The organism is Pantoea sp. S-LA4 (assembly GCF_054482835.1).
The window spans coordinates 3,419,632-3,440,623 of the sequence record NZ_JBTLRC010000002.1; the positions used below are offsets into that span (position 1 = coordinate 3,419,632).

General features: G+C 55.8%; 19 protein-coding genes. 9 read left to right on the forward strand and 10 right to left on the reverse strand.

Features of this window, described 5'->3' with window-relative positions:
• Positions 1-29: 29 nt before the first annotated feature.
• The 7 genes from aroB to pilM all read right to left on the reverse strand — a co-directional run bounded on the left by aroB (position 30) and on the right by pilM (position 5,460).
• Positions 30-1,118 carry a 3-dehydroquinate synthase gene (gene aroB, locus ACX3P5_RS16985; RefSeq protein WP_233986926.1) on the reverse strand — a complete coding sequence of 363 codons (1,089 nt, stop codon included), beginning with the start codon at positions 1,116-1,118 and terminating at the stop codon, positions 30-32.
• A gap of 38 nt (positions 1,119-1,156) precedes the next feature.
• A complete protein-coding gene (gene aroK, locus ACX3P5_RS16990) occupies positions 1,157-1,678 on the reverse strand; it encodes a shikimate kinase AroK (RefSeq protein ID WP_003852989.1) in 522 nt (173 codons plus the stop codon).
• Between the two features lie 363 nt (positions 1,679-2,041).
• Entirely contained in the window at positions 2,042-3,313 is a 1,272-nt protein-coding gene (gene hofQ / locus ACX3P5_RS16995) for a DNA uptake porin HofQ (RefSeq protein ID WP_336756734.1), read from the reverse strand.
• Positions 3,252-3,635: a HofP DNA utilization family protein gene (locus ACX3P5_RS17000; RefSeq protein ID WP_336756736.1), complete on the reverse strand. Its 384-nt coding sequence runs from the start codon at positions 3,633-3,635 to the stop codon at positions 3,252-3,254. Before ACX3P5_RS17000 ends, hofQ begins: the two co-directional genes overlap by 62 nt.
• Positions 3,625-4,119, reverse strand: a complete 495-nt coding sequence (locus ACX3P5_RS17005; protein ID WP_458969024.1) for a HofO family protein — start codon at positions 4,117-4,119, stop codon at positions 3,625-3,627. Before ACX3P5_RS17005 ends, ACX3P5_RS17000 begins: the two co-directional genes overlap by 11 nt.
• Positions 4,112-4,654, reverse strand: a complete 543-nt coding sequence (locus tag ACX3P5_RS17010) for a PilN domain-containing protein (RefSeq protein WP_458969025.1) — start codon at positions 4,652-4,654, stop codon at positions 4,112-4,114. Before ACX3P5_RS17010 ends, ACX3P5_RS17005 begins: the two co-directional genes overlap by 8 nt.
• Positions 4,654-5,460: a type IV pilus biogenesis protein PilM gene (gene pilM / locus ACX3P5_RS17015; RefSeq protein ID WP_458969026.1), complete on the reverse strand. Its 807-nt coding sequence runs from the start codon at positions 5,458-5,460 to the stop codon at positions 4,654-4,656. The genes ACX3P5_RS17010 and pilM overlap by 1 nt, the downstream gene beginning before the upstream one ends.
• A 117-nt stretch (positions 5,461-5,577) precedes the next feature.
• Here pilM and mrcA point away from each other — a divergent pair, with 117 nt between their 5' ends.
• The 4 genes from mrcA (at position 5,578) to ACX3P5_RS17035 (ending at position 11,232) form a co-directional block, all read left to right on the forward strand.
• A complete protein-coding gene (gene mrcA, locus ACX3P5_RS17020) occupies positions 5,578-8,121 on the forward strand; it encodes a peptidoglycan glycosyltransferase/peptidoglycan DD-transpeptidase MrcA (protein WP_233986920.1) in 2,544 nt (847 codons plus the stop codon).
• A 669-nt stretch (positions 8,122-8,790) separates the two neighbouring features.
• Positions 8,791-9,201 (forward strand): GNAT family N-acetyltransferase, encoded by a 411-nt coding sequence (locus ACX3P5_RS17025; protein WP_336756742.1) that lies wholly within the window; start codon positions 8,791-8,793, stop codon positions 9,199-9,201.
• Complete coding sequence (locus tag ACX3P5_RS17030; protein WP_409520465.1) at positions 9,152-9,913, forward strand: helix-turn-helix transcriptional regulator; 762 nt, start codon at positions 9,152-9,154, stop codon at positions 9,911-9,913. The genes ACX3P5_RS17025 and ACX3P5_RS17030 overlap by 50 nt, the downstream gene beginning before the upstream one ends.
• 20 nt (positions 9,914-9,933) lie before the next feature.
• On the forward strand, positions 9,934-11,232 hold the full coding sequence (locus ACX3P5_RS17035) for a cytosine permease (RefSeq protein ID WP_233986918.1): 1,299 nt from the start codon (positions 9,934-9,936) through the stop codon (positions 11,230-11,232).
• A gap of 55 nt (positions 11,233-11,287) precedes the next feature.
• Here the strand turns inward: ACX3P5_RS17035 and nudE are convergent, their stop codons facing one another.
• Positions 11,288-11,851, reverse strand: coding sequence for an ADP compounds hydrolase NudE (nudE, locus tag ACX3P5_RS17040; RefSeq protein ID WP_233986917.1), 564 nt, complete (start codon positions 11,849-11,851; stop codon positions 11,288-11,290).
• Between the two features lie 388 nt (positions 11,852-12,239).
• Here nudE and ACX3P5_RS17045 point away from each other — a divergent pair, with 388 nt between their 5' ends.
• The 5 genes from ACX3P5_RS17045 to pckA all read left to right on the forward strand — a co-directional run bounded on the left by ACX3P5_RS17045 (position 12,240) and on the right by pckA (position 18,382).
• Positions 12,240-14,375: an intracellular growth attenuator family protein gene (locus ACX3P5_RS17045; protein WP_233986916.1), complete on the forward strand. Its 2,136-nt coding sequence runs from the start codon at positions 12,240-12,242 to the stop codon at positions 14,373-14,375.
• Between the two features lie 53 nt (positions 14,376-14,428).
• Complete coding sequence (gene yrfG, locus ACX3P5_RS17050) at positions 14,429-15,079, forward strand: GMP/IMP nucleotidase (RefSeq protein ID WP_233986915.1); 651 nt, start codon at positions 14,429-14,431, stop codon at positions 15,077-15,079.
• A gap of 13 nt (positions 15,080-15,092) precedes the next feature.
• A complete protein-coding gene (gene hslR / locus ACX3P5_RS17055) occupies positions 15,093-15,494 on the forward strand; it encodes a ribosome-associated heat shock protein Hsp15 (protein ID WP_233986914.1) in 402 nt (133 codons plus the stop codon).
• 50 nt (positions 15,495-15,544) lie between these two features.
• Positions 15,545-16,411 carry an Hsp33 family molecular chaperone HslO gene (hslO, locus tag ACX3P5_RS17060; RefSeq protein WP_233986913.1) on the forward strand — a complete coding sequence of 289 codons (867 nt, stop codon included), beginning with the start codon at positions 15,545-15,547 and terminating at the stop codon, positions 16,409-16,411.
• Positions 16,412-16,762: 351 nt separating this feature from the next.
• A complete protein-coding gene (gene pckA, locus ACX3P5_RS17065; protein ID WP_458969027.1) occupies positions 16,763-18,382 on the forward strand; it encodes a phosphoenolpyruvate carboxykinase (ATP) in 1,620 nt (539 codons plus the stop codon).
• A gap of 37 nt (positions 18,383-18,419) precedes the next feature.
• Here the strand turns inward: pckA and envZ are convergent, their stop codons facing one another.
• Both envZ and ompR read right to left on the reverse strand, forming a co-directional pair.
• Positions 18,420-19,787, reverse strand: coding sequence for a two-component system sensor histidine kinase EnvZ (envZ, locus tag ACX3P5_RS17070; protein WP_233986911.1), 1,368 nt, complete (start codon positions 19,785-19,787; stop codon positions 18,420-18,422).
• On the reverse strand, positions 19,784-20,503 hold the full coding sequence (gene ompR, locus ACX3P5_RS17075; RefSeq protein WP_001157751.1) for an osmolarity response regulator transcription factor OmpR: 720 nt from the start codon (positions 20,501-20,503) through the stop codon (positions 19,784-19,786). The genes envZ and ompR overlap by 4 nt, the downstream gene beginning before the upstream one ends.
• Between the last annotated feature and the right edge of the window lie 489 nt (positions 20,504-20,992).

A 20,992-nucleotide genomic window follows, 5' to 3' on the forward strand; every position in this document is an offset into this window, starting at 1 on the left:
GCGCCGCGTCACCACTTAACTGCTTAATATCAAGATGTCTGGCAATCGTTAATTGCAGCCAGCACCATATCATGAGCCACGCCGCCACGCACTTCAGAGCGGCCAATCGACAACGGAAGAACCAGCCGTAATTCACCCGCCAGCACTTTCTTGTCGCGCATCATATGGGGCAGATACATCTCTGCGCTCATCTCCTGCGGACCCTGCACCGGTAAACCGGCACGCTGCAATAGCGTGATGATACGTTCAGTCTGTTCCGGGCTGAACTGCCCCAGACGCTCGGCGGTGCGCGCGGCCATTACCATGCCCGCTGCAATCGCTTCGCCATGCAGCCAGTTGCCGTAGCCCATGTGCGCTTCAATCGCGTGACCAAAGGTGTGACCCAGATTGAGCAGTGCGCGTTGTCCGGTTTCCCGCTCATCGGCAGCCACCACGTCGGCTTTTAATTCACAGCAGCGGCGGATGCAGTAGGCGAGTGCCTGTTCATCCAGCGCCAGCAGTGCATCAAGATTCTGCTCCAGCCACTGGAAAAACGCACCATCCAGGATGATGCCGTACTTGATCACTTCAGCCAGACCGGACGCCAGTTCGCGAGCCGGTAGCGTCTGCAGACACGCCGTATCAATCACCACCGAAGCGGGTTGATAGAAGGCGCCGATCATATTTTTGCCGAGCGGATGGTTTACGGCTGTTTTGCCGCCAACCGAAGAGTCAACCTGCGACAGTAAGGTGGTGGGCACCTGAATAAAGCGCACGCCACGCTGATAACTGGCCGCAGCAAAACCGGTCAGATCGCCAATAACGCCGCCGCCTAAGGCGATCAGCGTCGTATCACGACCGTGCGGTTTTTGCAGTAGTGCGGTAAAGACCTGATCCATCACGGCCAGCGTTTTGTACTGCTCGCCGTCGGGTAAAATCACCTGATCCACTTTCACGCCCGCCGCCGTCAGCAGCGCCGACAGTTTGTCGAGATAAAGCGGTGCCAGCGTCTGGTTGGTCACCACCATGGCGTTTTCGCCCGCGGTCAGCGGCCAAAAAGAAGCCGGATCGTTAAACAGTCCGGCGGCGATAGTGATGGGGTAACTGCGTTCCCCCAGTGAGACGGTGATCTTCTCCATGATGCTCGATACCTGTTAAAGAGCCTTCGAACGTTGGATCAACTTTTTTCCAACATGTGGATAATCTGATTCGCCACCACTTTCGCACTCTGATCATCTGTGCGAATCGTGACGTCGGCGATCTCTTCATACAGCGGATTACGTTCGCCAGCCAGCGCTTCAAGCACTTCACGCGGCGGTGAATCCACCTGCAGCAGCGGACGTTTTTTATCACGTTGCGTGCGCGCCAGTTGCTTTTCGATGGTGGTCTCAAGATAAACCACAACGCCGCGGGCGGAGAGACGATTACGCGTTTCCCGGGATTTGACGGAGCCACCGCCTGTCGCCAGGACGATGCCTTGCTTTTCAGTCAGTTCGTTAATGATTTTTTCTTCGCGATCGCGAAAGCCAGCTTCGCCTTCGACGTCAAAAACCCAGCCCACATCCGCTCCGGTGCGTCGCTCAATTTCCTGATCGGAATCGAAGAACTCCATGTTGAGTTGCTGAGCCAACTGACGACCAATAGTGCTTTTGCCGGCACCCATCGGCCCAACCAGAAAGATATTGCGTTTCTCTGCCATTTTGTCGGTATTACTAAGAATTCGTTAATGATACCCCGCGTTCAGCATTTGCTGGCGGGACAGGAACTGAGACCTCATGAGCGTTAGCAAGAGTCAGACGAAAAATTATCTCAACACTCAAGGCTGTTTGGCAACCGATTATATTGCCTGCAGCAAATCCATTTCTGAATTGGCCTGTGGTTCGCGAAACTGTAACGCGCCAGCGCTGCGTCTTTACAACGCTGCTCACAGAGGAATTTTCTGATCTGTTTGCTGGGATTTACCCAACATAGACGGTTACACCGTATTGAAAATCGCTAAACCTTGTAAGCTAATTCCTGTCCTGCGTCAAATCGGATGGCCTTCTGGGACCTATTTTCCGTTTTATCCAGCCGTAAGCGCTGCTTCCCTGACCAATCGCGGCGTAATGAAGATCACCAGCTCCTTTTTTTTGCGCTGCTCAGATTGCTGACGAAACAGCCCGCCGATCAGCGGCACTTTTCCCAGTATCGGCACCCGATTTTCTCCCCGTGTTCGCTGCTGCTGAAAGATACCGCCCAGCGCCAGGGTCTCCCCGTCCCTGACCGTCACCTGGGTTTCAATCTCCTGTTTATCAATCGACAGCACCTCATTGTCACCGGTTTTAATATTGCGGCCCGGCATATTCTGACTGATATGAATTTTAAGCTGGATACGCCCCTGACCGGAAACGCTGGGCGTCACCTCCATACCCAGCACCGCTTCTTTAAATTCGATACTGGTTGCGCCACTGTTACCGGCTGAGACCTGATAAGGAATTTCAGTGCCCTGTTTAATCGAGGCCGTTTGCTGATGAGAGGTAAACAGACGCGGACTGGCGATAATTTCGATCTGGTTTTCCTGTTCCAGTGCGCTTAACTCCAGATCCAGCAGCTGGCCGCCGATGCGCGCCAGCGTCATGCCAACACTCACGCCGGGCGAACTCACCGCCAGCGGAATCGCCAGCCGCGGATGATGAAGCGCCTGGGTGACCGCCGCGTCACCGGCCTGTAGTCCCCAGTTGACGCCGAGTTCATGTAAATGCTCCTCGCTGATGGTGACGATATGTGCCGCCAGCTCGATTTGCTCCAGCGGCAGATCGAGCGCCCTTAGCCAGCGCTCCGTCTCCTGTAACGCCGCAGCCGTATCGCGTATTAACAGTGTGTTGGTGCGTTTATCCACCGTGACGCTACCACGCGGCGTCATCAGTGACTGGCGCTCACTCAGCAGGCTACGGTGTACCTCGCTGGCGCTGGCATAATGCAGCAGCACTGCACGCTGTTGCAGCGGTGCCTGTTGCAACCGATCTTTCTGCTCTTCATCGCGGGCCTGCCGCTGCGCCTGCTGCCAGCTTTCCGGATAGACCAGTAGCACGTTCTCGTGCTCAATCAGCGTCAGCTTTGCCATCTGAGCGACCAGATCCAGTGCCTGATGCCATGGCAGATCATCCAGCCGCAGCGACAATGATCCCGTCACCTCCGGCGCGATAATCAGGTTGATCTGCTGGTAGTCGGCCAGGGCCTGTAAAATGCGCTCAACCGGCGCGTTATCAAATGCCAGGCTGAGACGCTGATCGTCAGCGGCGTGGACCGGCAGCAGGCAGCTGAGTACCAGCCATAACGTCAGAATCCTTTTCATGCGGAGCTCCTTTTAAATAAAATGCGGTTCGTTGCGCACTGCAGCTATTCCTGACCGCCAGAGTCAGGCTACGCCGGTCAATATCGCTAAGCTGCCACGGCGACAGTGCCAGCGGTTGCCCGGCCCGCACCACCATCGCCTTTTTCTGCGGCGTCACCAGCACGGCATAGAAGCGGGATGGCCGTCCAATGATCCCTTGCAGGTGCCAGCCGGTTAGCGGCTCCACCGACGGCTGACAGACTGCACCCGCAACCGGATGAAACGGATCGCGCGCCAGCGCGCTGCTGCAGCACAGCAGTAACACCAGCAGCCTATGGCGCATCGTCAGGCTCCAGCCAGAGTTGCACGACCAGATGCTGCGGCTGCGCAAGCACCCGAAAACGCGCCGGAAACGGTACAGCAGCCTGAGCAAGTTCGGTAAACAGCGGCTGAAACGCCTGCCATGGCAGATGCAGCGTCAGGGAGCGTGGCCGGGCATCGGGTTGCCACTGTTCAAGCTGGCCGCGCCGTGACGCAAGAACCGTTTCCACCGCCTGCACAGACGTCGCCGCTGTTACAGGCGCAGCCTGAGTTAAGAACTGTGCCTGCAACAGCGCGTCTGACGGATTCTGGTGCCATTGCCGCTGGCGCAGTTGCAGCTGGCTCGTCAGCTGTTGTAGCTTCTGCTGTTGGGTTGCCAGCGCCTGCCGCTCCGGCCGCAGCCACACCAGCCAGCCCAGCATCAGTAAGGCAGATGCGACTGCCGCCAGCGTGCCGTAGCGTGGGATCGTCTTCATCTGCCACCAGCCTCTCCACCACTCACTCATCCTTCACCGCCTGAAGCTGCGCACGCAGGGTAAAGTGATATCCCCCGCCAGACTGACGCTGAACGCTGCCCTGCTCCACCTGGCTGAACAGTGTCAGGGCCGCCAGCTGCTGACGAAATTGCCGGATTGCCTGCATATCCTGCGCCTGGCCCTCCAGCGAGAACTGGCCCTCACGCTTCTCAAGCTGGTTCAGCCAGACGGTGTCGGGCAGCAGCCCCGGTAAATCCAGCCAGAATTGCTGCCAGGCAGCCCGCTGTATTGCCTGATGCTGCGCCTTCTTACGCTGCTTTTGCTGCGCCGCGAGCTGTGCCATCAGCGTTTTTTGCCGGGCCAGACGTGATATCAGGTCGTCCAGCGCCACCTGCGCCGTCGCGGTCTCTGCGCTAACCTGCTGCTGCACGCGATGCAGCCGCCAGACCTGAAGCATCACCAGCAACAGCAGACTGACCGCAACGCCTGCCAGCATCATCAGACTTTGTCGCCGCTGCTTTGCGGCCTGCCGCTGGCGCCACGGCAGCAGATTGACCGCCACCATCAGCAATCCTTATCCCGCAACGCCAGGCCCGCCGCCAGCGCGAACGCTCCGGGATTGGCGGGTAACGGTGGCTGCTGAAACGGGATCAGATCGAAAGGTGAGAAAGGCTTCGCAGTGGCCGGCCACGCCACGGGCTGCGAGGCGCAGACAAACAGCGCCGAAGCCTGCGGGAAAGCCTGTTGCTGTAATGCCTCAAGGGAGATCGCGTCGCCTGCATCCGCAGCGGTCTGACCGTCGCTCCACAGCCAGCGCTTGTCCTGCTGCAGAACCAGCACCGCTCCGGCAGCCAGCCGGGCCTGCTGCGCCAGGCGTTTCAGCGCCTCGGTGGTCAGTTCAAATACCTGTGGCGTTAATCCAGCCTGCAACAGCGGTGCTGCCCACTGGTCAATCATCTCCAGCCGTGCGGCTGTGACACAGAGCTGACCACTCTGCGCATCCGGCCGATAATCCAGCGCCAGCGCATCGGGTTCCAGCGGGAAAAGCCGTCGGGCCGCCGCCTGCACATAGTGCCCCAGCGCCGGCTCGCTGAGTGGCTGCGCCGGAAGCGACAGCGATCGCTGTAACACCAGTTGGGCTGGCAGCCCGACACGCAGGGAGTAGCGTCGTGGCAGGCGCTGTCGCCAGGCGGTTAAGGCCGCCAGTAATTCAGGCGAAGATTGCAGCACGCCGTTTCTTAACGTATCTTGCGGCAGCCGCTGCTGCCACCAGTGGCGTAGCTGCCAGCCATCACGTTGAGGCTGGAGGGCCAGGGCACAAATCTGCCTATTCTGAATATCCAGCCCAATTTGCCAGGTATGAAAAGCCATGCGCGCGATCTCCTTATCGTCCGGGGAAAATGGACATATCAAAGCGTCTGGCTTGCCTTTATACTACCGCGCGGTTGTTTATAAACTGCTCAAACGACAACAGATGGGAAATTCCAGGTGAAGTTCGTAAAGTATTTATTGATCCTTGCAGTGTGTTGCATGTTGTTGGGAGCAGGCTCGATTTATGGTTTGTACAAATACATAGAGCCCCAGTTGCCCGATGTGAACACGCTGAAAGATGTGCGTCTGCAAACGCCGATGCAGGTTTACAGCGCTGAGGGCGAGCTGATGGCGCAATACGGTGAAATGCGCCGTATCCCTTTAAAGCTGCAGCAAATCCCACCTGAGATGGTGAAAGCCTTTATTGCGACTGAAGATAGCCGTTTTTATGAGCATCATGGCGTCGATCCGGTCGGCATCTTCCGTGCCGCCAGCATTGCGCTGGTTTCGGGCCATGCTTCGCAGGGTGCCAGTACCATTACTCAACAGCTAGCGCGTAACTTCTTCCTGAGTCCGGAACGCACGCTGATGCGTAAAATAAAGGAAGCGTTTCTGGCGATCCGCATTGAGCAACTGCTGAATAAAGATGAAATTCTTGAGCTTTACCTGAATAAAATCTACCTCGGCTACCGCGCTTATGGCGTCGGTGCCGCCTCGCAGGTCTATTTTGGTAAGCCGGTCGATCAGCTGTCGCTGAGTGAAATGGCGATGATTGCCGGTCTGCCGAAGGCACCGTCGACGTTCAACCCGCTCTACTCGCACAGCCGCGCGTTATCACGTCGCAACGTGGTGCTGGCGCGCATGTTAGATCAGCATTACATCACCCAGCAGCAGTATGACGAGGCGCGTAATACCCCGCTGGTGGCGAAGTATCACGGTCCGGAAATCGCCTTCTCTGCCCCTTATCTCAGTGAGATGGTGCGTCAGGAGATGGTGAAACGTTACGGTGAAAATGCCTATACCGACGGTTATAAGGTTTACACCACGGTGACCCGTCGCCTGCAGCAAGCCGCGCAGACGTCGGTACGCAACAACGTGATGGCCTATGATATGCGTCACGGCTATCGCGGCCCGACCAGCGTGTTGTGGAAAGTTGGCGAACCGGCGTGGGATCAGGCGAAAATCGAGAAGGCGTTGAAGACGCTGCCGGTCTACGGCCCGCTCCAGCCAGCCGTCGTGACTGAAGCACGGAGCGATGAAGCGACCGTGATGATGAAGGATGGCAGCAATGTCTCGCTGACCTTAGCCGGGGTTCGCTGGGCTCGTCCTTATAAGTCTGACACCGTTCAGGGCCCGACACCGAAAAGCGTGAGCCAGGTTTTACAACCCGGCCAGCAGATTTGGGTCCGCAAAGTTGATGATGCGTGGTGGCTGGGCCAGGTACCGGATGTTAACTCGGCGCTGGTTTCCCTCGATCCGAATGACGGTGCCGTCCGGGCGCTGGTCGGCGGCTTTGATTTCAACCAGAGCATGTTTAACCGCGCCACGCAGGCGCTGCGTCAGGTCGGGTCGAACATCAAACCCTTCCTCTATACCGCTGCGATGGACCGTGGTCTGACGCTGGCCTCGATCCTTAACGACGTGCCGATTTCACGCTGGGATGCGGGTGCCGGTGCCGACTGGCGTCCGAAAAACTCCCCGCCAACCTATGATGGCCCGATTCGGCTGCGTCAGGGGTTAGGTCAGTCGAAGAACGTAGTGATGGTTCGTGCGATGCGTGCGATGGGCGTCGATTATGCCGCCGAGTATCTGCAGCGTTTCGGCTTCCCGGCGCAAAATATCGTACATACCGAATCGCTGGCGCTGGGTGCAGCCTCATTTACCCCGTTACAGGTGGTTCGCGGCTACTCGGTGATGGCCAACGGCGGCTTCCTGGTTGATCCTTATTTCATCACCCGGATTGAGAATGAACAGGGCGGCCTGGTGTTTGAAGAGAAACCGAAAATTGCCTGTCCGCAGTGCAATCTGCCGGTGATCTACGGTGATACCAAAAAAGCGCTGGCGCTCAATGAAGAGAGCGTGGAAAACGTGGCGGCGTCGGACAAAAACCAGAATCAGGCGGTGCCACAGCCGGAACTGGAGCAGGTGCCTGTCCCGCCTGAGCAGGGCAACTACGCGCCGCACGTCATCAACACGCCGCTGACCTTCCTGATCAAGAGCGCGCTGAATTCGAATATCTTCGGCGAGCCAGGCTGGATGGGCACCGGCTGGCGTGCCGGTCGTGACCTCAAGCGTAATGATATCGGCGGTAAAACCGGTACCACCAACAGCTCGAAAGATGCCTGGTTCTCGGGTTACGGCCCGGGCGTGGTGACCTCAGTGTGGATCGGCTTTGACGATGCCCGCCGCAATTTAGGCCGCAGCACGCTCTCAGGGGCGATTCCCGATCAGATCTCCGGCTATGAAGGCGGCGCGAAGAGCGCACAACCGGCATGGGATGATTTCATGAAGAGTGCGCTGGAGGGCGTGCCGGTTCAGCCGTTAACCCCACCGGAAGGCGTGGTGACGGTGACCATCGATCGCAGCACCGGTAAGCTGGCGAACGGCGGCGGCAATACCCGTCAGGAGTATTTCATTGAAGGTACGCAGCCGACCGAGTACTCGGTGCATGATGTCGGCACCACCATTATGGACAATGGTGAGAGCCACGAACTGTTCTGATGCTTTCAGCGTAGTGTGAAATATCTATGGGTGGTCACCTGATGTGACCACCCTTTTTTTTATCCGGTGCTTTTTAATTTGCCATCCTGGCTGGCCTGCACGCGTTGAATGATCAGACCCGTTTCCCGTAAACGTTGACTGCGGGCACAATTAGCCGCGGGGCATATCAGCCCATGCCCTTTCAACTGGCAGCGGATCTCTATTAACCCTCGCCTTTTCCCACCTGTTCCGAATACTGTTTTACAGGATTAATTAAAGTGGAATCATACTCGCTTTCAGCATCCAGCCAGACAGGGATAACAATCGAACAATGGCAGAAATAAAATCAGGGCAGAATAACGCATTGAGTTTTTAAGAAGAATGCCGATCACCTGTGGTAATCGGCATGCGTTTCCCGTCAGAAGTAAGGATAGGTGAACAAAGCGTTCATGTCATATGAACTAAAATATAATGCGATTATTATGACGTTATAGTTAGTGTTTCCCTGATGCCAGCAAAAAAATCGAATGTCATATGAAACAAAACTGCAGCCAGCATAATATTAACAGCACACGATAACAGGGGGAATATTAACTCTTGCGCATCGTTTACCATCGTGTTAAGAATGAAATGGACCAGCAGAACAAGGTAATGAATATTTTTAATTGAATCATTAATGGATACCTTAATATGGAAATTAAAATCGGTCACACTGAAGAGACTGACGCTGAAAGATATATTATTCAGCGCCTCTGGCAACACAACGAATCCTTTGCCGATATCAATCTGAAAACGTTGAATGTCATTCTTTATGACGACTTTCACCATATTCAGGGCGGACTGTTGGCCCATACCTGGTGTGGCACTCTGGATATCCATTTCTTATGGATAGAGGATGCCTGCCGTCAGCAGGGGACCGGACGTCAACTGATGCAGGCAGCAGAAGAGGAGGCGCGAAACAGAGACTGTCATATGTCGGTCGTTGACACCATGAGTTTCCAGGCTCGCGGTTTTTACGAAAAGCTGGGTTATCGCGTTTATGGTGAACAGCATGGATATGCACAGCGTTTCGCACGCTATTATCTGGCCAAAAAACTCTAACCGATATTTTCAGCGAGGCGCCATGGACAGCTCATATCGCAATATTGATGAATTTATTGCTGCATTTGCCACAACAATGGATTTATTACCCGTGCCGTGGGGTTTTAAGGATGCAGCATCGCTGCACCTTTATATGAATGAAGCAGCAATATCATACACTGCCACACCAAAAACCTTTTCATTGCAGGGCAAAAAAGACAGTGAATTCCCGACGCCCTGGAGTGACTGTGCGGAGGAATTCTGCCTGCACGATCAAAAAGTAAAAGCCCTGAAAAGCTGCGTCACCGTCATTGAAACCCATTACTGGTATGGCAATAACTATCTCACCCCCTTCATCAGCGAAAAATATCCCGTTTTCGATAATAAAAAGCAGTTGCTTGGCTACATCTGGAATGCACGACCGATAGACAACCTGACGGCAACCAGCTTTATCGATGCCAAAAAAGCCTCGGTACTGACAACGCAGCTGGAGCATCCGCTTTTTACCCCGGCCGAGCTGGATGTAATCTTTCTATTGCTGCGACGATTTAATGCCAAAGAGATCGCGCGTATCTATAACCTCAGCGTTAAAACCATCAGTAACCGTATCACGACCCTTTATCAAAAAGCGGGCGTGCATTCGCTACAACAGTTTGAAAACTATTGCCGTGCGGAATCACTGGATAATTATCTGCCAGAGAAGTTTCTCAGCACAGGCGTTATTTTTATATAAACCGGTAAGGATACCCTGTTGTGAGTAAATTTGATGATTACCCGTTACAACCGGTGCCTGAAAACAAAAGGCTTTCGCTGCTCAGCGTTGCCATTGTGCATATGGGCATGTTGACTGCGCTGGATCAGTTTATGCTTGGCGCGGTGCTGGGAAACAGCATGACGCTCGGTGAAGCGTTTATCGCCATTACGCTGGCCAGCCTGCTGTTTGGCGTGCTGACTTTCGCACTCGGCTATGCCGGCATGCGTGAAGGCCTGCCGGGCAGTCTGCTGGCACGCTGGTGTGGCTTTGGTCGTCACGGCTCGGTGTTGGTTGGTCTGCTGGTCGCAGTCAGCCTGCTGGGCTGGTTCGGTATTCAGAATGCGGTTTTCGCCCGTTCGCTGAGCTATGCCCTGCACGGTAAACTCAGCTTCACAGAGTCAGCCGCATTATCAGGCACGGTGCTGACTTTACTGGTTACTTTTGGCTTTAAGGCGCTGCGCTTTACCGCACGCATCGCCGTTCCGCTCTTTATTGCGCTGGTCGGCTGGATTTTCTGGCACGCTTTCCATGCGCAGCCAGGTCAAATCACGCCGCCGGTGATGGCAACAGAAACCATTACCGTCAGCGCGGCGATGACCATGGTGATGGGTGGAGCAATCCTTGCCAGCCTGATGACTCCCGATCTGACGCGTTTCTCCCGCAACGGCAAAGATGTGTTCGTTATTACGCTACTGACCATTCTGGCGGGAGAGTATGGGATCAATGGTCTGGCGATTCTGATCGCCAGAGAGTTGCAGACGTCGGACATCATCGCAATCATTACGCAAACCACCAGCACGCTGGGTTTGTTCGCGGTGGTCTTTTCTACCCTGCGCATTAACGACCTGAATCTCTATTCGTCCACGCTGGGGATCACCAATGCCATTGAAGGCGTGACCGGCTATAAGCCGCATTACCGTATCATTACGCTGGTGCTCGGCCTGATTGGCACACTCTGCTCGATTCTTGGGATTCTCGATCGTTTTGTCGATTTTCTGGAGCTGTTGGGCGTCATCTTCCCGCCGGTGTTGGGCGTGATGATTATTGATTACTACGTGCTGAAAACCGATCGTCAGACGCTGGCGCTGAGCCGTCGCAGCCATACCCTGCCAGCAACCTCGCAGCTTATCGGCTGGCCGGCACTCATCGCCAGCATAGCAGGAGGCGCAACCGGGCTGCTTATCGAGCGCGGCGTACCGGTACTCAATTCGCTGATCGTCGCCTGCCTGGTTTATCTGGTAACTGCTCCGGCGTTAAAGTGGACGTCGGCCCGACAGAAGAGTGCCGTGACCGAATAAGCCCGAACGCGCCTGCTGGCAGGCGCGTTTCGGACGCCGGGAAGTTCGTTGTTTATCAGTAGCGAAGACGCCCCTGCTTCACCAGCCATTCGCGCGCCATAAACAGCGCACTGACGTTACGCGCCTCGCGGAAATCGGGCTCCTGTAACAGGGATAACATATCGCTCAGCGGCCAGCGATGCACAATCAGCGGTTCTGGCTCATCGCCTTCCAGCTTTTCGGCATACAGCCCTTCCGCGATCACAATATTCATTTTGCTGGAAAAGTAGGATGGGGCCATGGTGAGCTTGCCCAGCGGAGTCAGCTCACCTGCGCCAAAGCCCACTTCTTCTTTAAGTTCACGGTCAGCGGCCTGATTCACCGTTTCACCGGCATCGATCAGACCTTTGGGAAACCCAAGCTCGTAGGTTTCCAGCCCCACCGCATACTCCTGAATCAGGATCAGATGATCGTCAATGATCGGTACAATCATGACGGCCTCACGTTCCGAGGGTTTCATCCGCTCATAGACGCGCCGCGCACCATTGCTGAAGGCCAGATCGACCGATTCAATGGTAAACAGCCGTGAACGCGCCACGGCGGCTACATTGAGGATGTCAGGTTTTTTTGGAGTTTTCATATCAGCCTCAAACTTTACTGCGCCGGCTCTCAGGAACGAATTAGCATACCTAACCGCAGGCAATTGTGCGACAGTCAGACCATAAGGTTATCGTTTCATCACCGTGCTCACGGGATAATGGCCGGGTTTATCAATAAGACAAATTTTGCATTAGTCAATATCGCGGGATCAGTTTCAGATAATACCGATATTTAATTCAGTCTCAGACGGTTACCATTCGGGCAAGGCAGGGTTTAACAATTGCTAATTAAATGATTTACAGCGCTATTTTTTTGTCTGTATGACTCGTCAGAGTTGTTTAATTCCCCACAATTTGTCTTATATAGTGGGCGTATCCGGGAGCATGAGTTTAAAGTGAAGGCAGCATTTTGGCTGAATTGAGCAGAGCATGAGCACAATCTTTACGATATTGGCCATAGTGCTAACCTGTTCAATCCTGGCAGGCATTGGGTTTTGGTACGCTATGCGGCATCGTCCGCCGTTGGCGAAACCGCTGCCATTTATCAGTCCGCCCTGCCGCAAACTCTCCGATCAGGAGCGCAAAGCGGTAGATAAGTATGTTGCTGCGCTGGAAAAACAGCCGCGTACTGCCGTCTCGACGGACAAACGCGCTGCGCCTGACCGTCTGACCCTGACTGCACAAAGTAATAATGTCTATCCGGTCACCCGTGCGATTACCCGCTACGGCCTGTCGACCGACGATCCCCATAAATGGCGCTACTACCTCGACGAAGTCGAAGTGCATCTGCCGCCGCTGTGGGAGCAGTACATCACCGATGAAAACTACGTTGAACTGATTCGCACTCAATCGATTCCGCTGGTGATCTCATTAAACGGTCATTCTCTGGTCGATTACGCCGTTGATCAGCAAAGCCTGCCGACGCTGATGCGCCCGGTCTCGACCAATGCCTCCATCCGTAAAGCAGAAACCGAAAGCGTTGAGCTGCTGAAGGTGCGTAAAGAGACGCCAGAAGAGTATCGCCTGTCGCGTCCGGATGGCACGCGTGAAGCGGTCATTATCTCGCTCGCCCTGTTGTTATTCTTCTTCAGCCTGCTGGTGCCGGCGACGTTCATGATCTGGCTGGTGCTGGCTGGCGCGGCGATGATCGCCGCCAGCCTGTGGCTGCTCTACCGCATTCCTGGTGAACGCGGCCTGCGTGACATTCACTGTCTGCGCGGCGCACCTAAGCGCTGGGGCCTGTTCAGTGAGTCTAATCAGGAGCAGAGCAACATCACGCTGGGGATTATCGATCTCGCTTATCCACCGCACTGGCAACCCTACGTGGCCCACGATCTCGGTCAGGTGACCGACGTGGAGATCTACCTGAACCGTCAGGTGGTGCGTCAGGGCCGGTTCCTGTCGCTGCAGGATGAGGTGAAAAATTTTCCTATTCAGCGCTGGCGTAAAAACGTGGTGCTGGCCTGCGGATCGTTAACCGTGCTGGCGCTGCTGGTAACCTGGATCCCGCTCAGTATGCCGATTAAGCTCAGCCTGGCCTGGGCCAGAGGCACCGACAGCCTGGAAGTGAGCAGCGTAGACAAGCTCAGCGGCGTCGCCCTGAATATCGGTGACAACCTGAAAGTGACCGGCAATGGCATGTGTTCGGTTCCGGATAACTACCAGAGTAACCGCAGCTACGCCTTTATGCCGTTCGACTGCTCCGCGGTCTACTGGAATAACGCCACACCGCTGCCGCAGCCGCAATCGGACATCATTGATAAGGCGGCAGCCCTGCTGGAGACCACCACCCGGCAGCTACACCCGGAAACCAACACCGATCCTAAGCTGAATCCGCAACTGGCCTCAGCGATTCAGAAATCCGGCATGATCCTGCTGGATGACTTCTCCGATCTGGTGATGAAAACCCAGGACTTGTGTAATCAGCCGCAGGATTGCGTCCGGCTGAAGAATGCGCTGGTGAATTTAGGCAACGCCAAAGACTGGGAAGCGCTGGTGCGCCGTGCCGACTCCGGCCAGCTGAACGGGATGAATGTGTTGCTGCGCCCGGTGAGTGCCGAAGCGCTGGAAAATCTGGTGAATACCGCCACCTCGACCTTCTTCTTTCGTGAAACCCGACGGGCAGCGGAAAACCTCAACAGCCCGCCACCGGGCGGCTTCCTGATTATCAGCGATGAGGGACGCCAGCTGGTGAATCAGCCTCAGCCAACGGTCTCGCTGTTTGACCTCGATCCGCCGTCGCAATGGCGCGAACTGCAGCGGATGTCCGCCATGCTGCTGCATACGCCGTTCAGCGCCAGTGGCATCATCACCAGCCTGTCGACCGATGCCAACGGCACGCGGCACATTGCACTGCACAATGAGCCGGATGCGATGGCGCAGTGGCGCTATCTCGGTACCGCGCTGCTGCTGCTGGTGCTGGTGACCTGCGCGCTGATCAACGGACTGCTGGCCCTGCGTCGTATGCACCGTAATCGCCAGCGGATGACCGACATCCAGCACTATTACGACAAGTGCTTCAACCATAACCTCGGCACTTTGCAGGGCGTGCGCTCGTTATTCTGAGCCCTGCCCTTCTGTGCTACCCTGTCGCCCGGTTTTTTACAGGGTGAGACACCATGACGTTCGACTGGTCTGAGATTGATACCGTACTGCTGGATATGGATGGCACGCTGCTGGATCTGGCGTTTGATCGTCATTTCTGGCTGGAGCATGTGCCTGCACTACTCAGCCAGCAGCGCGGCATCACGCTGGCGGAAGCGGATCAGATCATCGCGGAAAAGTATCAGGCCGTAGCCCATACGCTAAACTGGTATTGTCTGGATTACTGGGCGCAGGCGCTGGCGCTGGATATCCGCACCATGACCTGGGAACTGCGCAGCCGCGTGGCGCTTCGCCCCGATACGCTGCCGTTTCTGCAGGCGTTGCGAGGCGCAGGCAAGCGCACCATCCTGCTTACCAACGCGCATCCTTACAATCTGGACGTCAAACTGGCGCAGACCGGTTTAGCGCCACACCTTGATTTATTACTTTCTACCCATACCTTTGGGTATCCGAAAGAAGACCAACGTTTATGGCAGGCGGTACAACAGCACACTGGCTATTGTGCGCGGCGTACGCTGTTTATCGATGACAACGAAGTGATTCTGGATGCGGCGAAGTTAGCGGGCATCGGCTGGTGCTTAGGCGTGAGTAATCCCGATTCGGGCCGTCCTGAGCAAATCTTCGAGCGTCACGTCGCGGTGAGCGATTACCAGACGCTGATCTGAAGCAGGAGCAGCAATGAAAGAGAAAAGCAGCGAAGGCGTGCGCCTCGATAAGTGGCTGTGGGCAGCCCGCTTTTATAAAACCCGTGCGCTGGCGCGCGAGATGATTGAAGGCGGCAAAGTGCATTACAACGGTCAGCGCAGCAAACCCGGCAAGCTGGTGGAGCTGAATGCGGAGCTGACCCTGCGGCAGGGCAACGATGAACGTACGGTGGTGGTGGCAGAAATCAGTAGTCAACGCCGTCCGGCCAGCGAAGCCCAGCAGCTCTACCGGGAAACGGATGCCAGCATCGAAAAACGCGAGAAAGTGGCGCAGGCGCGCAAGATGAATGCCCTGACAATGCCACATCCCGATCGGCGACCTGATAAGAAAGAGCGTCGCGATTTGATGAAGTTTAAATTATCGGGCGATGAGTAGCGCCGTCTTTGCTGACGCGTCACCGCCCCGCCCCAACGAGAGAAAAAAATATGTCAGTCCAGGATCAACTGCACCGTTATCTGTTTGAAAATGCCGCGGTACGTGGCGAGCTGGTGAATGTCTCCAACACCTGGCGCGAAACCGTGAAGAACCACGACTATCCGGCGGCGGTGAATACCCTGCTGGGTGAGATGCTGGTGGCGACCAGCCTGCTGACCGCCACGCTGAAGTTTGACGGCGAAATCACCGTGCAGTTGCAGGGTGACGGCCCGTTATCCCTGGCGGTGATTAACGGCAACAACAACCAGGAGCTGCGCGGCGTGGCGCGGATCAAAGGCGATATTCCGGCCGACAGCACGCTGAAAAGCATGGTCGGTAACGGCTATCTGGTGATCACTATCTCTCCGGAGAAAGGCGAACGCTATCAGGGCGTGGTCGGGCTGGAAGGCGAAACGCTGGCCGAATGCCTGGAAGATTACTTTATGCGTTCCGAGCAGCTGCCGACGCGGTTGTTTATCCGTACCAGCGAGAAAGGCGCAGCCGGTATTCTGTTGCAGGTGATGCCAGCGCAGGAAACTGAGAAAGAGGCGTTCGACCATCTGGCGACGCTGACCGAAACCATCAAAACCGATGAGCTGATCGATCTGCCGGCCAATGAAGTGCTGTGGCGTCTTTATCATCAGGAAGAAGCGACGCTCTACGATCCGCAACCGGTGATCTACAAATGTACCTGTTCGCGTGAGCGCTGTGGCGAAGTGCTGAAAACGCTGCCGCAGGAAGAGGTCGATGAGATCATCGCGGAAGATGGCAAAATCGATATGCACTGCGATTACTGCGGCTCGAACTATGTGTTTGACGCGGTGGATATTGCGGGCATCCGTAGCCATTCGCTGGAAAACAGCGACCGTCTGCACTGATTTATCGGGCGGCATTCGCCGCCCTTTCCCTCCCCGCTCCGCCTATCCCCATAATTTTCTTGAAAAATTATCTTTTTTTACTTTCATAACATCTTCAAAACGTTCGAAACATAGTCTTAACGCGCCCTGAGTCGCATTTTTAGATCGCCAGACTTTTTCCCGAAACGCAGAGGAGTAAACTGCGCGCGATCGTGCATCCGCCCATCATCCCGAGGCAGATGCCTGAACCGGCGAGCTATCCGGACGCGGCAAGCTGGCGACGCGCTGTGAATCTTCAGCGAGGGTGCCTGGCGGCACGATCCCAACCTATCTCTGCTTTGCAGAACAGACACCGATTTAAGGAGCAGTAAAATGCGCGTTAACGGCCTGACCTCGCAAGACCTTGCCGCTTTGGGCATCGTGGATACCACGGAAGTGGTCTACAACCCTGATTACGATACGCTGTTTCAGGAAGAGACACGCCCGGACCTCGACGGTTTTGCACGCGGCACCCTGACGCAGAGCGGCGCGATTGCGGTGGATACCGGCATTTTCACCGGGCGATCGCCAAAGGATAAGTACATTGTGCGTGACGACACCACGCGCGATACCCTGTGGTGGAACGATCAGGGCACCGGCAAAAATGACAATCAGCCGCTGTCGCAGGAGACCTGGAACGCGCTGAAAGGCTGCGTCACCCGGCAGCTTTCCGGCAAACGTCTGTTTGTGGTGGATGCCTTCTGCGGTGCCAATGCCGATTCCCGTCTGAGCGTGCGCTTCGTCACCGAGGTTGCCTGGCAGGCGCACTTCGTGAAAAACATGTTTATCCAGCCGGATGAGGCGGAGCTGGCTGGTTTCACGCCCGACTTCGTGGTGATGAACGGCGCGAAATGCACCAACCCGGACTGGCAGGCACAGGGGCTGCATTCAGAGAACTTCGTTGCCTTCAACCTGACTGAGCGTATGCAGCTGATCGGCGGCACCTGGTACGGCGGCGAAATGAAGAAAGGGCTGTTTGCCGTCATGAACTACCTGCTGCCGCTGAAAGGCATTGCTTCAATGCACTGTTCCGCCAACGTCGGCAAAGCGGGCGATGTCGCGGTATTCTTTGGCCTCTCCGGCACCGGCAAAACCACACTCTCTACCGATCCTGATCGTCAGCTGATTGGCGATGATGAGCACGGCTGGGACGACGACGGCGTATTTAACTTTGAAGGCGGCTGCTACGCCAAAACCATCAATCTTTCTGAGCAGGCCGAGCCGGAGATCTACCGGGCGATTCGCCGCAATGCGCTGCTGGAAAACGTGGTGGTGCGCGAAGATGGCAGCGTCGATTACGCCGACGGCAGCAAAACGGAAAATACCCGCGTCTCCTATCCGATTAACCACATCGACAATATTGTGCGGCCGGTCTCTAAAGCGGGCCACGCCAAGAAAGTGATCTTCCTGACCGCCGATGCCTTTGGCGTGCTGCCGCCGGTTTCACGCCTGACGCCTGAACAGACTCAGTACCATTTCCTGTCGGGCTTTACCGCAAAACTGGCAGGCACCGAGCGCGGCGTTACCGAACCAACCCCGACCTTCTCCGCCTGCTTTGGCGCGGCGTTCCTGACGCTGCATCCGACGCAATACGCTGAAGTGCTGGTGAAGCGAATGGAAGCCGCCGGTGCGCAGGCTTATCTGGTTAATACCGGCTGGAACGGCAGCGGCAAACGCATCTCCCTGAAGAATACCCGCGCCATCATCAACGCGATTCTGGCGGGTGAACTGGATGATGCGCCGACCGAAACGCTGCCGATTTTTAATCTGCAGATGCCGGTCAGCCTGGGCGAACTGGATGCCGAAATGCTCGATCCGCGTCGCGGCTGGGAAAGCGAGGAGAAGTGGACCGCGGCCGCCGAAGGTCTGGCGCAGCGGTTTATTGATAATTTCGCCAAATATACCGATAACGAAGCCGGTGCCGCACTGGTGAAAGCCGGTCCGCAACGCTAAAAAATCGGCGCGGTGTTCATGCCGCGCCGTTTTTTTATCAGCCTGAGACGCTGTTACTGCTGGTGTTGTGGCTCAGCGCCAGGGTTTCCGCTAACGGCAGCCAGGCACGAATCCGTAACCCGCCGCGTTCGCTCTCGCCAATCTCCAGCGATCCCTGATGCGCATCGATAATCCGTTGAACAATCGCCAGTCCCAGCCCGGTACCGCTGGTGCTGCGGGCGCTGTCACCGCGTACAAACGGCTGGAACAGATGCGCCAGCTGATCCGGCTTGATGCCCGGCCCGTCATCTTCCACCTGAAACCAGGCGCGATGCAGTTCCCGTCCGCTGCTGACCTTGATCCAGCCATTACCGTAACGTGCCGCATTCACCACCAGATTGGCCAGCGCCCGCTTGATCGACAGCGGGTTGATATCCAGCATTAACTCTTCCGGCATCACCGCGTTTTCAATCTCACGTTCATAGCCGCTCTCGGCGGCGACCACCTCACCCAGTACGCTGTTGAGATCGGCCCGCTCGGTCTGCATCTCCTGACCGGTACGCAGGTAGTCGATGAACTGCTCGATAATGGCGTTGCACTCTTCGATATCTTTATTGATCGACTCGGCCAGATAGCCATCCTGCTCGCTCATCATCTCAGTGGCGAGACGAATGCGGGTCAGTGGCGTACGCAGATCGTGGCTGACGCCCGCCATTAACAGCGTGCGATCGTCTGCCAGCTGCTTCACGCCGGCGGCCATCTGGTTAAAGGCACGCGTCACCGACCGCACCTCCGAGGCGCCATATTCGCGCAGCGGCGGCGGAATAATCCCGCGTCCGACCTGCAGAGCGGCGTGCTCCAGATCCACCAGCGGTCGGTTCTGAATACGGATAAACAGCCAGGCCCCGCCGATCGCCAGCAGCATAATTGCCAGGGTATAGCGGAACAGCGGTGAGAAGTCGCCCTGATGAATTTCGGTCAGCGGCACCCGCACCCAGATGTCCGGTGACAGCCAGGTTTTCAGCCACACCACCGGCGAATTCTTGTTTACTTCAACCCGCACGTCGGTTGGACCACCAAGCTGCTGGCCCATCTGCTCGCTCAGAAATTCATAGTGCTGCGCCCATCGCAATCCGCTCTCCTCTGCTGCTGCATTGGTATAGAGCGAGATCCCCAGTTCGCGGTAGATTTCCCGGCGAAACGCCGGTGGCACTTCCAGCTGCGTGCCATCCTCCAGCTGCAGCCGGTCGGTCATCAGCATACGCACTTCGTAGGCCAGCACCTTATTGAACTGTTGCAGACTGGGAAGAATGGCGAAGTTCAGCACCACCAGGTAGGTCGTGACCAGGCTGACAAACAGCAGGGTCACGATCAACAGCAAGGTGCGGGCAAACGAACTGCGTGGCGAGAAGCGCAGTCGCCTCATGCTTTACTGCCGTCCGGCACAAAGACGTAGCCCAGGCCCCAGACGGTCTGGATATAACGCGGATGCGCCGGGTCCTCTTCCACCATGCGGCGCAGGCGGGAGATCTGGACATCGATCGAACGTTCCATGGCGCTGTATTCACGGCCTCGCGCCAGGTTCATCAGCTTGTCACGCGACAGTGGCTCGCGCGGATGGCTGACCAGCGCTTTCAGCACCGCGAACTCACCGCTGGTGAGCGGCATTGGCTCATCTTCGCGGAACATTTCACGGGTACCGAGGTTAAGTTTGAACTTACCAAAGGCGATAACCGCCTCTTCCTGCGAAGGCGCGCCCGGCAGCTCATTAGCCTGACGACGCAGCACCGCCCGGATACGGGCCAGCAGCTCACGCGGGTTAAAGGGTTTTGGAATGTAGTCATCCGCGCCGATTTCCAGCCCGACAATACGATCCACTTCTTCGCCCTTGGCGGTCACCATAATGATCGGCATCGGGTTGCTCTGGCTGCGCAGACGACGACAGATCGAGAGACCATCTTCGCCTGGCAACATCAGATCAAGCACCATCAGATGAAAAGATTCACGGGTTAACAAACGGTCCATCTGCTCGGCGTTAGCAACACTGCGCACCTGAAAGCCCTGCTCGGTGAGATAGCGTTCAAGTAGTGCACGCAGACGCATATCATCATCGACGACCAGAATTTTGTAGTTCTCTTGCATTTTCAACTCCCAAAGGCGCTATTGCCTGAGCCAACATTGTTAAAAAAAGATGCCTTATAGTGACAGTCATTAATGGTTTATATTCTAGCCAAAATTGTTACAAAGCATATTAAACAGCAGCTTATATTTAATTTACGCGCATCAGGACCGGGATATAACCCTTTTCACCCTGTTAGCAAAGCGTTACGGCAATTCCGAAATTTTGGCGAAATTTCTCTTCATTGCTGGCGTCAGAAGCGCGCCAGCGTTTATTCAGTGAGCAATTTCAGCAGGTTATCAGATAATTTGACTTAAACATCAGCCATCATTATTGATTAGCTCCAGATAATCTACAGCATTGCAAGATTCACAGCATAAAATTCCAGCAAACGGCTTATTGCCGCCTGACTCCTCTCGGATTAATTGGATTCGCCTCATTCGCAAGGCCAGTGAAAATTAAAGTGCGTTAAATCAATCAGTAAAGCCAACTTTTCGCCCCGAATAATTTCA